The sequence below is a fragment of the Arthrobacter sp. NEB 688 genome (assembly GCF_013201035.1).
Taxonomy (GTDB): Bacteria; Actinomycetota; Actinomycetes; order Actinomycetales; family Dermatophilaceae; genus Phycicoccus.
In genome coordinates this window covers 3,708,479-3,721,469 of the sequence record NZ_CP053707.1, presented here as the reverse complement: position 1 = coordinate 3,721,469, position 12,991 = coordinate 3,708,479, and the positions used below count along the sequence as shown (strand labels likewise).

The 12,991-nt window shown below is 74.7% G+C and carries 9 protein-coding genes; 6 read left to right on the top strand and 3 right to left on the bottom strand.

Annotated elements, in window-relative coordinates; translation table 11 throughout:
• Nucleotides 1-52 precede the first annotated feature (52 nt).
• Genes HL663_RS17455 through HL663_RS17445 form a run of 3 tightly spaced genes read left to right on the top strand, consistent with a single transcriptional unit; the run spans nucleotide 53 to nucleotide 3,924 of the window.
• Nucleotides 53-1,315: a nucleotide sugar dehydrogenase gene (locus HL663_RS17455; protein WP_173029534.1), complete on the top strand. Its 1,263-nt coding sequence runs from the start codon at nucleotides 53-55 to the stop codon at nucleotides 1,313-1,315.
• Entirely contained in the window at nucleotides 1,299-2,207 is a 909-nt protein-coding gene (locus tag HL663_RS17450) for an ABC transporter permease (RefSeq protein WP_286175753.1), read from the top strand. The genes HL663_RS17455 and HL663_RS17450 overlap by 17 nt, the downstream gene beginning before the upstream one ends.
• Nucleotides 2,194-3,924, top strand: a complete 1,731-nt coding sequence (locus HL663_RS17445; protein WP_173029533.1) for an ATP-binding cassette domain-containing protein — start codon at nucleotides 2,194-2,196, stop codon at nucleotides 3,922-3,924. The genes HL663_RS17450 and HL663_RS17445 overlap by 14 nt, the downstream gene beginning before the upstream one ends.
• A gap of 89 nt (nucleotides 3,925-4,013) precedes the next feature.
• On the opposite strand, the gene HL663_RS17440 is transcribed toward HL663_RS17445, so the two are convergent.
• The 3 genes from HL663_RS17440 to HL663_RS17430 all read right to left on the bottom strand — a co-directional run bounded on the left by HL663_RS17440 (nucleotide 4,014) and on the right by HL663_RS17430 (nucleotide 6,394).
• Nucleotides 4,014-4,886, bottom strand: a complete 873-nt coding sequence (locus HL663_RS17440; protein ID WP_286176070.1) for a glycosyltransferase — start codon at nucleotides 4,884-4,886, stop codon at nucleotides 4,014-4,016.
• A gap of 65 nt (nucleotides 4,887-4,951) precedes the next feature.
• Complete coding sequence (locus tag HL663_RS17435) at nucleotides 4,952-5,611, bottom strand: CoA transferase subunit B (RefSeq protein ID WP_173029532.1); 660 nt, start codon at nucleotides 5,609-5,611, stop codon at nucleotides 4,952-4,954.
• 3 nt (nucleotides 5,612-5,614) lie between these two features.
• Nucleotides 5,615-6,394 (bottom strand): CoA transferase subunit A, encoded by a 780-nt coding sequence (locus tag HL663_RS17430; RefSeq protein ID WP_173029531.1) that lies wholly within the window; start codon nucleotides 6,392-6,394, stop codon nucleotides 5,615-5,617.
• 198 nt (nucleotides 6,395-6,592) lie between these two features.
• On the opposite strand from HL663_RS17430, the gene HL663_RS17425 reads away from it, so the two are divergent.
• From HL663_RS17425 to HL663_RS17415, 3 genes are all read left to right on the top strand, one after another.
• Nucleotides 6,593-8,968, top strand: coding sequence for a cell wall-binding repeat-containing protein (locus HL663_RS17425; protein WP_173029530.1), 2,376 nt, complete (start codon nucleotides 6,593-6,595; stop codon nucleotides 8,966-8,968).
• The gene (locus HL663_RS17420; protein WP_173029529.1) at nucleotides 8,965-11,166 is read left to right on the top strand and encodes a cell wall-binding repeat-containing protein; all 2,202 of its coding nucleotides are present in this window, start codon (nucleotides 8,965-8,967) and stop codon (nucleotides 11,164-11,166) included. Before HL663_RS17425 ends, HL663_RS17420 begins: the two co-directional genes overlap by 4 nt.
• Before the next feature lie 211 nt (nucleotides 11,167-11,377).
• Entirely contained in the window at nucleotides 11,378-12,985 is a 1,608-nt protein-coding gene (locus HL663_RS17415; RefSeq protein WP_173029528.1) for a peptidoglycan-binding domain-containing protein, read from the top strand.
• Nucleotides 12,986-12,991: the final 6 nt, after the last annotated feature.

Sequence of the window (12,991 nt, the reverse complement as noted above, 5' to 3'; positions counted from 1 at the left end):
GAGTGTCGGACGCTCTGGACCCGGAGCTCCCCCGACCTCTCAGGAGATCTGCATGTCCGTGGACGTCACCGTCATCGGCCTTGGCTACGTGGGCCTGCCCCTCGTCCAGGAGGCGGTGCGCGCCGGGCTCACCGTGCGCGGCTACGACATCAACCAGGGGGTCGTCGACGCGCTCAACGGGGGCACCTCCCACATCGACGACATCAGCGACGCCGAGCTCGGCGAGATCCTCGCCGGCGGCTTCCGCGCCGCGACGACCGAGGACGTCATCGCCGAGGCGCAGACGGTCGTCATCTGCGTCCCGACGCCGCTCGGCGAGGACGGCGGCCCGGACCTCGGCGCCGTCGAGGGCGCGGTCCACGCGATCGCCCGCAACCTCACCGCCGGCAAGCTCGTCATCCTCGAGTCCACGACCTACCCGGGCACGACCGACGAGGTCGTCCGCCCCATCCTCGAGGCCGGCGGGATGACCGCGGGCCAGGACTTCCACCTCGCGTTCTCGCCCGAGCGCATCGACCCGGGCAACGAGAAGTTCGGCGCGAAGAACACCCCCAAGGTCGTCGGCGGGTTCACCCCCGAGTGCGGTGACAAGGCGGCCGCGTTCTACGGGCAGTTCGTCGACACCGTCGTGCGCGCCAAGGGCACCCGCGAGGCCGAGACGGCCAAGCTGCTCGAGAACACCTACCGCCACATCAACATCGCGCTCGTCAACGAGATGGCGCGCTTCTGCCACGACCTCGGCATCGACCTCTGGGACGTCATCGACGCCGCCAAGACCAAGCCCTTCGGCTTCCAGGCCTTCTACCCGGGCCCGGGCGTCGGCGGCCACTGCATCCCGATCGACCCGAACTACCTCTCCTACAACGTGCGCGCGAAGCTCGGCTACCCCTTCCGCTTCGTCGAGCTGGCCCAGGAGATCAACGCGACGATGCCGGCGTACGTCGTCCAGCGCGCCCAGGACCTCCTCAACGAGGACGGCAAGGCCATCCGCGGTGCCTCCGTGCTCCTGCTCGGTGTCACCTACAAGCCGAACATCGCCGACCAGCGCGAGTCGCCGGCCGTGCCGGTCGCCCGCCACATGCTCGACAAGGGCGCGAAGGTCAGCTTCCACGACCCGCACGTCGACATGTGGAAGCACTTCGGTGACGCCGTCCCGGCCGCCGCCGACCTCGACGCCGCCGTCGCCGAGGCCGACCTCGTCGTCCTGCTGCAGAACCACCGCGGCTACGACGTCGACGTCCTCGCCGGCGCCTCGAAGCGCTTCTTCGACACCCGCGGCGTCGTGACGCCGAGGGACCGTGCCCACCGCCTCTGACGAGGCCCGCCGCCCGGCACCCGTGGCGGGTGCCCTGAGCGACGCGGACGCCGAGGCCCTCGCCCGCAGCCACGGGCTGTCGCTGCTCACCGCACGGCCCCCGTTCGGCGAGTACGTCCGCGACCTCTGGCAGCGGCGCGCCTTCGTGCTGACCCTCTCGCAGGGCCGCACGGAGGCGCGCTACCAGAACAACCGGCTCGGCCGGCTCTGGTCGGTGTTCAACCCGATGCTGCTCATCCTCAGCTACTTCCTCATCTTCGGGGTGCTGCTGGGGACCCGGCGCGGGGTCGACAACTTCATCGGCTTCCTCTCGATCGGCGTCATCGTCTTCGGCGTCAGCGGCTCGGTCATCTCGAGCGGGGCCCGGGCGATCACCGGCAACACCGGGCTCGTGCGCGCGCTGCGCTTCCCGCGGGCGGTCCTGCCGGTCTCGGTCGGCGTCACCGAGGTGCTCGCGGCGCTCCCGGCGTTCGGGGTGCTCGTCGTCCTCATGCTCGTGAGCGGGGAGCGGCCGACGTGGACCTGGCTGCTGCTACCGCTGGCGGTCGCGCTGCAGCTGGTCCAGGTCATCGGGCTCGCGCTCATCGCCGCCCGCATCACCCACGGCTCGCGCGACCTCGCCAACCTCATCCCGCTGCTCCTGCGCCTCCTGCGCTACACGAGCGGCGTCTTCTTCTCGATCTCGCACTACACGGCGCGCGCCCCCTCGGTCGGGCACGTCCTCGAGTACCAGCCCTTCGCGCTGCAGCTCGAGACCGTGCGCCAGTCGCTGCTCGCCGAGACCCCGCTCGAGCTCATGCCGTGGATCGCCTCGGCGATCTGGGCGGTCGTGCTGCTCGGGGGCGGGCTCGTCTTCTTCTGGCGTGGGGAGGCCACCTATGGGCGCGGCTGAGCGCACCCCCTCCGTCGTCGTCTCGCACGTCGACATCGTCTACCGCGTCTTCGGCAGCCGGGCCCGCACCGGCGAGCGGCCACCGGGCCTGCGCGGGATGCTCTCGCGCGGCGACCGCGCCCCGCGGCAGGTGCACGCCGTCAAGGACGTGTCGTTCGTCGGCTACCACGGCCAGTCGATCGGCATCATCGGGCGCAACGGGTCGGGCAAGTCGACCATCCTGCGCGCCATCGCCGGGCTCATCCCGCCGACGAGCGGGCACGTGTGGGCCGACGGCTCGCCGGCCCTGCTCGGCGTCAACGCCGTCCTCGAGAAGTCGCTCTCGGGCGCGCGCAACGTCTACATCGGCGCGCAGGCGCTCGGCCTGAGCAAGGCCGAGGTCGACGCGAAGTTCGACGAGATCGCCGACTTCGCCGACATCGGCGACGCCATCCACCTCCCGATGTCGACCTACTCGTCGGGGATGGCGGCGCGGCTGCGCTTCGCCATCTCGACCGCGGCGCGCCCCGGGGTGCTCATCATCGACGAGGCGCTCTCGACCGGTGACGCCGCCTTCCGCGAGCGCAGCGCCCAGCGCATCGAGGAGCTGCGCGGCGAGGCCGGCACGGTCTTCCTCGTCTCGCACTCGGCGAACACGATCCGCGAGATGTGCGACCGCGCGATCTGGCTCGACCGCGGTGAGCTGATCGCCGACGGTCCCGTCGACGACGTCGTCGACGCCTACGAGGAGGCCGGGCGCCGCGGGACGATCGGGCCGATCGAGATCGAGCAGGAGGTCGCCGGCGTCGAGCGCTGGGCCGGCCGCGACCGCTACGCCGTCTCGGCCACGACGTCGGCGCGCGCCGTCGAGCCGCGCCCCGAGCGCGTCCTCGTCGCCGGGGGCACCGACCTCGCCGTCGCGCTGGCCGCCGTCCCCACCGCCGTGCGCTCCAACTCCCCGCTGCTGCTCGTCCGCAGCCGGTCCGTGCCGCCCGTCGTCCTCGCCGAGCTGCGCCGCCTCGCGCCCGACGAGGTCGTCGTCGTCGGCGACCCGCAGGGCGTCGGCGACTCCGTCGTCGAGGCGCTCGAGAAGGCGGGCCTGGACACCCGGCGCGTCCCGGGGGTCGACGCGCAGACCGTCGTCGCGACCCTGGCGCGCGACGAGGCCCCCACCGGCCGACCGGTGTTCGTCGTGCCGGCCCGTGACGAGGCCGCGGCCCTCTCGGCCGCCCTGCGGGCCGTCGAGGTCGGGGGCACCGTCCTCGTCGTCGGCACCGACGGGGTCGACCCCGAGGTCCTCGACACGCTGCGGGCCCTGCGCCCCTCGGAGGTCCACCTGCTCGTCGAGCGGGCCGACCTCGCGGCGTCGGTCACCGACGTCCTCGCCGAGGCGGCGGGGGTGCGCGTGCAGCGCCACCTCAGCCCGTCGCCGGCCGAGGTCGCCGTCGCGGCGTCCGAGCACCACCGCGAGAACGTCGACGTCGTCTACGTCGCGTCGGCCCCGGCCGACGCCGTCACCGGAACGCTCGTCGCCGCGCAGAGCGGGATGCCGCTGCTGCTCGTCGACCGCGACGCCGTGCCCGAGCCGGTCCACGACGCCCTCAAGCGGCTGCGGCCCGCGCACGTCGTCGTGCTCGGCGGGGTGCCGTCGGTCTCGACCGCCGTGCGCCAGCAGCTCGTCGACTACGTCGTCGACGAGGACGGCGACGAGGCCTCGCGCCTCGAGGACTCCTTCTGACGGCAGCCTCGCGCCCCGCCTCGTCGGAGCTTCCGCGCCACCACCGTGACGGCGCGGGTGGTCGCGCGCCGGGCGCGACCGGGCGGCGCTCAGACCGAGTCGGCCCGGCGGTACTCCTCGTAGTTGTGCCCGAGCAGCCCGGCGAGCGTGCCGACCCCGGAGGCGACCCGGCGTACCGCGAGCGAGCGCAGGGCCGGGCGGGCGAGGGCGACGGGGAGCAGGACGACCCCGTGGCCGGTGCGCAGGACGGCGCGCGCGAGCACCTCGAGGGTGGTCCGCGGCCCGGGCGCCAGCAGGCGGCGCGCGACGGTGTCGCCGGCGCCCGAGCGGTAGGCCCGGCGCACGTACCAGCCCCACGTGAGGCGGGCGCCGCCGATGGTCTCCTCGACGACGGCCTCCTCGCACCACTCGACGACGAAGCCCTCGCGGACCGCGCGCAGGAAGAAGTGCAGGTCGCTGGACCCGGTGTGCCGGAACGCGTCGTCGAAGGGCACGTCGAGCCGGTCGAGGACGGCCCGCGAGACGAGCGCGTTGCCGGTGTACCCCTTCGGCATCCGCGTGCCGGTGACGTGCCGGCCGGTGGGGTCGAAGAGGTCGCTCGAGCGCGCCCAGGCCGGGGCGTCCGCCGGCAGTCGCCGGCGGACCGGCCCGGTCACGGCGTCGGCGCCGGAGCGCCGCCAGTGCCCGACGAGGGTGGCGAGCCAGTGCGGTGGCGCCTGCTCGTCGTCGTCGACGAAGACGAGCGCGTCGGCGTCAGCAGCCAGGGCGAGCGCGACGATCCGGCGGCGCACCGCCGGGATGCCGGGGTCGGGCTCGACCTCGTAGGTCACCGGCCAGCCGAGGGAGCCGGCGAGCGCGTCGGCGACCTCCCGGGCGCTGCCGGCGGGGTCGTTGTCGACGACGACGAGCCGCGGCTCGACCCCGTCGAGCCCGGTCTGCGCGGCGAGGCTCTCGCCGAGCAGGCGCAGGCCGTCGGGCCGCAGCCGGGTGGCGACCCCGACGACGACCCGCAGCGGCGGCGGCTGCGTCAGCGCGTGCTCCCGGGGGCGGGCTGCAGGTCGACGGCCAGCGGCGCGCCGGTGGCCTCGCGGACCTGCTCCTCGGTGACGTCCGGGGCGAGCTCGCGCAGGACGAGCCCGTCGGCGGTGACGTCGATGACGGCGAGGTCGGTGATGATCCGCTGGACGACGGCCTTGCCGGTCAGCGGCAGCGAGCACTCGCCGACGATCTTGTGCGAGCCGTCCTTGGCGACGTGCTCCATGAGGACGACGACCTTCTTCGCGCCGTGGACGAGGTCCATCGCGCCGCCCATCCCCTTGACCATCTTGCCGGGGATCATCCAGTTGGCGATGTCGCCGGTGGCCGAGACCTGCATCGCGCCGAGGATGGCCGCGTCGACCTTGCCGCCGCGGATCATCCCGAAGGAGAGGGCGGAGTCGAAGTACGAGGCGCCGCGGCGGACCGTGACGGTCTCCTTGCCGGCGTTGATGAGGTCGGGGTCGACCGCGTCCTCGGCGGGGTAGGCGCCGACGCCGAGGATGCCGTTCTCGGACTGCAGGACGATCTCGACGTCGTCGGGCACGTAGTTGGGCACGAGGGTCGGCAGGCCGATGCCGAGGTTGACGTAGGCGCCGTCCTCGAGCTCGGCGGCGGCGCGGGCGGCCATCTGCTCACGGGTCAGCGGCATGGCTCAGGCCTCCTGGGTGGCGCGGACGGTGCGCTTCTCGATGTGCTTGTCGGCGGCCTGCTCCGGGGTGAGCGGCAGGACGCGCTGGACGTAGATGCCGGGCAGGTGCACCTCGTCGGGGTCGAGCTCGCCGGGCTCGACGAGCTCCTCGACCTCGGCGACGGTGATCCGGCCGGCCATGGCGGCCAGCGGGTTGAAGTTGCGCGAGGACTTGTTGAAGACGAGGTTGCCGTGGCGGTCGCCCTTCCAGGCGCGCACGAGGCCGAAGTCGGCGACGATCGCGTGCTCGAGGACGTACTCGCGCTCCTCGCCGTCGCGCTCGAAGACGCGGACCTCCTTGGCGGGGGAGGCCTTCTCGACCCCGCCGGAGCCGTCGTACTTCCACGGCAGGCCGCCGTCGGCGACCTGGCTGCCGACGCCGGTGGGCGTGAAGAAGGCGGGGATGCCGGCGCCGCCGGCGCGCAGCCGCTCGGCGAGCGTGCCCTGCGGGGTCAGCTCGACCTCCAGCTCGCCCTCGAGGTACTGCCGCGCGAACTCCTTGTTCTCCCCGACGTAGGAGGAGACCATCCGGCGGATCTGCTTGCTCTGCAGGAGGATGCCGAGCCCCCAGTCGTCGACCCCGCAGTTGTTGGAGACGACCTCGAGGTCGCTCGTGCCGGCGCGGTGGAGCTCGGCGATGAGGACCGACGGGATGCCGCAGAGCCCGAACCCGCCGACGGCGAGGGTGGCCCCGTCGGAGATCCCGGCCACGGCCTCGGCAGGAGTGGCGACGACTTTGTCCATGGCGGGCACTCTAGTGCGGGGTGACGGGGGGCCCACGAGCGGTCCCGGCCACACCGACCGACGGGTTCGACGGTGCCGCGCACCACCTCCGCGCGACCCGGGCCGTCCGTTCGGTCACGATCTCCTGTGACGCCAGTGAACGGTGGGGTCCACTGTGGCACCCTGACTGCGTCCGACCCCCTGCCTCTGGACCCCCTCATGACCTCTGCTGCCCTTCGGCGTCCCCTGTCCCTCGTCGTGGCCGTGGCCGTGGCGACCGTCGTCCCCGTCCTCACCTCGGGTGGGACCGGGGCGGCGGCCGCCCCGAAGCCCGTCCCCGCCGCCCTGCGCTCCTACGACCTCGCCCCGACGGCGCCCGTGGCCGCGGCGACGACGTCGTCGGCGCAGGAGCGCTCCACCGCCGCCTCGACGGCTCCCGCGGCCCAGTCGCGGCAGGTCGACATCGGGGGCCGCGCCCACGTCGTCGGCGTGACCTGGCCGGACGGCGCGGTCGCGGCGAACGCCCGCGTCGAGATCCGCGAGGAGCGGGCCGGCGCCTGGGGCGCCTGGCAGTCCCTCGAGGCCGAGTCCGACGACGGCCCCGACGCCGGCAGCACCGAGCAGCGCGGCCAGCGCGGCGGCACCGCGCCCTGGATCTCGACCGCGGACGCCGTCCAGGCCCGGGTCCTCGGCGACGCGAAGGGCGGCGCCCGCGCCCGCCTCGACGTCGTCGACGCGACGACGACCGCCGCCGACGAGGCCGTCACCTCCGCCCCCGCCGGCAGCGCCTCGGCGGCCGGGGTCGTGCCGACCATCCGCACCCGCCAGGACTGGGGCGCCGACGAGAGCATCCGTCACGCGACCCTCGGCTACGGGGAGGTCAAGGCGGCCGTCGTCCACCACACGGTCGGCTCGAACACCTACTCCTCCGCGGAGGTCCCGAGCATCATCCGCGGCATCTACGTCTTCCACACCAACGGCCGCGACTGGGGCGACATCGGCTACAACTTCCTCGTCGACCGGTTCGGCCGCACGTGGGAGGGCCGCTACGGCGGGATGGACCGGCCGGTCATCGGCGCCCACGCGATCGGCGTCAACAGCCAGAGCTTCGGCACCTCGGTCATGGGCGACTTCACCTCCGCGTCCGTGCCCTCGGCCGTCGTCACCGCGCAGGCCAAGCTCATCGCCTGGAAGCTCGGGCTGGCCCACGTCGACCCCACGGGGACGACGACCCTCGACGGCTTCGGGACGCACCCCACGGTCATCGGCCACCGGGACGTCTACGCGACGTCCTGCCCGGGCGCGCAGCTCTACGCCAAGCTCCCGCAGATCCGCACGCTCGCCCGCCAGTACGAGGGGACGATGCTCTTCGCCCCCTCGATCAGCCGGGACACGTGGTCCTACGGCGGCTCGGGGGCGGACGTCTCCGCGAAGGCGAGCGAGGCCATGTCGTGGACGATCACGGTGACGAGCCCCTGCGCCGGCACCGTCGCCACCCTCACGGGCCGGCGCAGCGCCGGCGGTGGGTTCTCCGTCCGCTGGGACGGGCGCGACTCCACGGGTGACCTCGCGCTGCCCGGCGACTACCTCGTGACGATGACCGGCACGACCGGCTCGGGGGCGACCTCGACCTCGTCGGCCGCGTGGCCCGTGACCATCGCCGCGACGAGCGGTGCGCCGCAGGGCGCCTGCCCCCCGCGGCTGGAGGGCTCCGACCGCTTCGGCGTCGCCGTGGCCGCCTCGAAGGTCCGGGACGCCGCGACGCGCAAGGTGGTCCTCACCAACGGTCAGGCCAACGCGATGGCCGACGCCCTCGTCGCGGCGCCGCTGGCCAGGAAGCAGGGCGCGGTGCTCCTGCTGACCAACGCCGCCAAGCTGCCGTCGGCCACCCGGGCCGAGATCGTCCGGCGCAAGGTCACCCAGGTGACCGTCGTCGGCGGCGAGCCCTCGGTGTCGTCGGCCGTCGTGCGCGAGCTGACCTCGCTCGGCGCCACGGTGACCCGCATCGGCGGGGCCAACCGGTACGAGGTGGCGGCCAACGTCGCCCGGACGATGACCGGGGGAGCCGCCACGCCGGACGTCCTCGTCGCGAGCGGCCGGCAGACCGCCCTCGCCGACGGTCTCGCGCTCTCCGGCCCGGCCACCGCCCTCGGGCGCCCGATCCTCCTCGTGGACGCGACCGTCCCGGCCGCCACCCGCGCCGTCCTCACCACCCTCAAGGTGCGACGGACCGTCGTGGCCGGTGGCGCCGTCACCGTGCCCGACACGGTGCTCACCGCGCTGCCCTCGGCCACGCGCGTCGCCGGGGCGAACCGGTACGACCTGTCGGCGAACATCGCGACGTGGGCCCGTGGGGCCGGCGTGCCCACGACCGACGTCCTCGTGGCGTCGGGGGAGACCACCGGGCTCGCCGACACCCTCTCCGGCGGCCAGCTCGGCCGGCCGACCCTCTACGTGCGCCAGGACGCGACGAGCCCCTCGGTCGTGGCGTGGCTGCGCGCCGACGCCGCCCCGACCTCGCTCACCGTGCTCGGCGCCCCCGTCACGGTCTCGTTGCGCACCGGCGGCTACCTGCGCGCGGCGGTGACCCCGTGAGCCGCCGGCTCCTGCGGCCGCTCGTCGCGGCCACGGCCGCGCTGGCCCTGACCGGCGGCCTGGCCCCGGCGGCGCTCGCCGGCACCGTGCCGTGGGGCGTGGACCAGGCCCGTCCGGCGCCCACCGCGCCGGACGGCGCGGCCCCCGCCGTCGCCGCCCCGGCGGCCCGCACGGCCGCGGCCTCCTCCACGTGGACGCTCTCGGGCTCCGGCTGGGGGCACGGCGTCGGGATGAGCCAGTACGGCGCGATGGAGATGGCGCGCGACGGCTACAGCGCCGCGCAGATCCTTCGCCACTACTACTCGGGCACGGACTACACGACCGTCGACGACACCGCGCAGGTCCTCGTCAACCTCCAGCACCAGACCTCGTCGAGCACCTTCTCGACCTCCGCGCTCGCGGCCGGTGGCGGCACGATGACCGTCGTCGCCGGCGGCACCTCCCTCACCGCGCCCGCCGGCACGACCGCGACGGTCACCGCGTCGGGCAGCGGGGTCGCCGTCTCGTGCGCCGGGTGCAGCCCCACGACGACCGCGACGGGCACGACGGCCACCGTCTACTGGGACGACACCAGGACGCTCGTCTCGACCGGCGGGGCGCGCTACAAGGACGGCAGCATCGCCGTCAGCCGGACGCCCGGCTCCTCGACGCTCGAGGTCGTCGGCCGGATGCGCCTGCACGACCAGTACCTCGACTACATCCGCGAGGTCCCGTGGTCGTGGCCCGCGGCCACGCTCCAGGCCCAGGCCGCCGCGGCCCGCGGCTACGCCCTGACCGCCGTGCGCGGCGGCGTGCGCAGCTCGTGCGCCTGCCACGTCTACGACACCGTCCAGAGCCAGGTGTTCGGCGGCTACCCGGGCTCCGGGGACCTGCCGTACTGGAAGAGCTGGCAGGCCGCGGTCCGCGCGGCGGGCTCGGGCACCCAGGGCTACGTCGTCACCTACAAGGGGTCGGTCATCGAGGCGTTCTACGCCTCCTCGACCGGTGGCCGCACCCAGAACAGCGAGGACGTGTGGTCCTCGGCGGTGCCCTACCTGCGCAGCGTCGACGACCACTGGAGCCTGCGCTCGAGCAACCCCCGGCGCGCGTGGGTGACGCGCCCGGCCACCTCGACGCTCGGGTCCGTCTTCGGCCTGGCCGACGTCGCCTCCCTCGACCTCTCCTCGCGCTACGCCTCGGGCGCGGTGCGCACCGCGACGGCCACCTCGTCCTCCGGGGCGCGGGCGAGCATCAGCGGGGCCTCGCTCCAGGCGCGGCTCGGCCTGTACTCCAGCTACGTCGCGCGCCCGACCGAGCGCATCGACGGCAGCAACCGCTACGCCGTGGCCGAGGCCCTCGCCGCGACGCACGACCAGGGCGCGAGCACGGTCGTCATCGCCAGCGGTGAGGACGCCGGCCGCGCGGACGCCGCCGTCGCCGGGCCGCTGGCCCAGGCGCTCGGGGCCCCGCTGCTGCTGACCCAGCAGGGGAAGCTGCCGACCCAGACGCGGGCGGAGCTCGCGCGGCGGGCCGGCTCGCTGACCCGGGCCGTCGTCGTCGGGGGCTCGCCCACCGTCGACGACGCCGTCCTCACCGAGCTGCGCGACCGCGGCCTCGCGGTGACCCGCCTCGGCGGCCGGGACCGCTTCGAGGTCTCGGCGGCGGTGGCCCGCCGGGTCGCGGCCGAGCGCCCCGTCGGCGCGGTCGTCGTGGCCTCGGGCTGGGCCCTGGCCGACGCGCTCGGGGCCGGGGGACCGGCCGGGGCCGTCGGCGAGCCCGTCCTGCTGACCCGCGGGGACCGGCTGCCGGACGCCGCCGTCGCGGCCCTGACCGACCTGCGCGTGCCGGCCGCCCGGATCGTCGGGGGCACCCCGTCGGTGGGCGCGGCCGTCGAGAGCGACCTGCGCTCGCGGCTGTCGTCGGTGCGCCGCCTGGACGGCGCGGACCGCTACGAGGTCGCCGCGGCCGTCGCCGCGTACTACCTCCCGCGCCTGGGCGCCGTCACCGCGGTGTCGCTCTCGAGCGGCGAGGACCGCGCCCTGACCGACGCGCTGACCGCCGGTTCGCTGGGCCGGCCGATCCTCCTCACCCGCGGCACGGCGCTGCCGCCGGCGACCGTCGCGGCCCTGCAGTCGATGCCGGGCCTCGAGCGGGTCGTCGGGCTCGGCGGCACGGTGTCGGTGTCCGCGGGCGTCCTCGACGCCGCGGGCGACGCGTGAGCGCGCACCCGGCGCCGGTCGGCCGTTCGGGTCCGCGGCCGCAAGTACACGCTTGTAATTCAGCGGAACCGCTTGCACCACCCCCGTGCCCAATGGGAGAACAGATGTGCCCGGTGATCCGGCGGTGACGGATGTGACTCCTGTGACCACGGATCGCCGAGTGCGCCCGGCCCCCTGCCCCGGGCGCCCTCATTCCGGATGGAGCCCCTGCGTGTCCCTGCCCAGCCCTGACTCCCCGGCGCCCCGGCGCCTTCCCACGCGTGCCCTCGGCGCCCTCTCGGCGTCCGTCATCGCGTTCCCGCTCGTCGCGGGCTCGGCCCAGGCCGCGAGCATCCCCTACCCCAAGCCGTCCAAGCCGCTGCCGAGCGCCCTCGACGTCGCGCCGCCGTACCAGCCGGGCACGCTCTGCCTCACCGAGGACCAGCCGGGCCCGGTCGCGTTCGCCAAGCTCCTCAACGCGACCTACGGCGCCCACGTCTACGGCGTCCTGCGCAAGTGCGACCAGGAGCACGGCGAGGGCCGCGCGCTCGACTGGATGCTCAACGCGAAGAACGCGAACGACCTCGCCCTCGGCAACGCCGTGACCCGGTGGCTCGCGATGGCCGACTCCGAGGGCCGCTCGGGCGCGAACGCCCGGCGCCTCGGCATCAACTACATCATCTGGAACAAGCGCATCTGGAAGGCCTGGGCGCCGGACCGCGGCTGGCAGGCCTACACCGGCTCCTCGCCGCACACCGACCACATCCACCTGTCCTTCACGTGGGACGGCGCCGTCAAGACCACGTCGTGGTGGACCGGCAAGGCCGTGACGACCTACCTGACGGGCCCTCCCGGCGGCTCGCAGCCGACGTCGCGCGACCCCAAGGACTACGTCAACGTCACCCTGCGCAAGGGCTCGCGCGGCATCGCGGTCGAGGTCCTGCAGAAGGCGATCGGCGGCCTGACGGTCGACGGCTCGTTCGGCCCCGCCACGGAGGCCCGCGTCCTCGCCTACCAGAAGAGCAAGGGGCTGACGCAGAACGGCATCGTCGACAGCCGCGTCTGGAACGCGCTGATCGGCGCGCCGACGAGCGGCTCCGGCACGCCGGCGCCGTCCACCTCGCCCCTGGACAAGTACGCCAAGGTCACCCTGCGGCTGTGGTCGCGCGGCGAGGCCGTCTCGGCGATGCAGAAGGCGATCGGCGGGCTGACCGTCGACGGGTCCTTCGGCCCGAAGACGCTGGCCCGCGTCACGGCCTGGCAGAAGTCCAAGGGCCTGACCGTCGACGGCGTCATCGACGCCAAGGACTGGAAGGTCCTCGCCGGGGGCTCCTCCACCGGTGGGTCGGGCAGCACCGCCCCCGTGACCACCCGGCCGCCGTCGAGCGCGCCGACCTCGACGACGCCGGCCACCGAGCTGACCGCCTACAAGGGGTCCACCCTGCGCCTGGGCTCGAGCGGCAGCGCCGTCCGCGCCCTCCAGAAGGCCCTCGGCGGGCTCTCGACCGACGGCCGCTTCGGCCCGGCCACCCAGGCGCGGGTCGTCTCGTTCCAGCGCTCGGCGACGCTGTCGGCCACCGGGGTCGTCGACCGCCGCACCTGGGACGCCATCGAGCGCGCCGAGCACCCGCTGCTGCGCTACTGGAACACCGTGCTCCGCCGGGGTGCGCACGGCAGCTCCGTCGTCGCGCTGCAGAAGGCGCTGCGGATCACCGCCGACGGGTCCTTCGGCCCGAAGACGGAAGCGGCCGTCCGCGCGGCCCAGAAGTCGGCGCGCCTCGCGCAGACCGGGGTCGTCGCGACGCTCACCTGGAAGGCCGTCGAGGCCCGCATGCGCTGAGCCGTC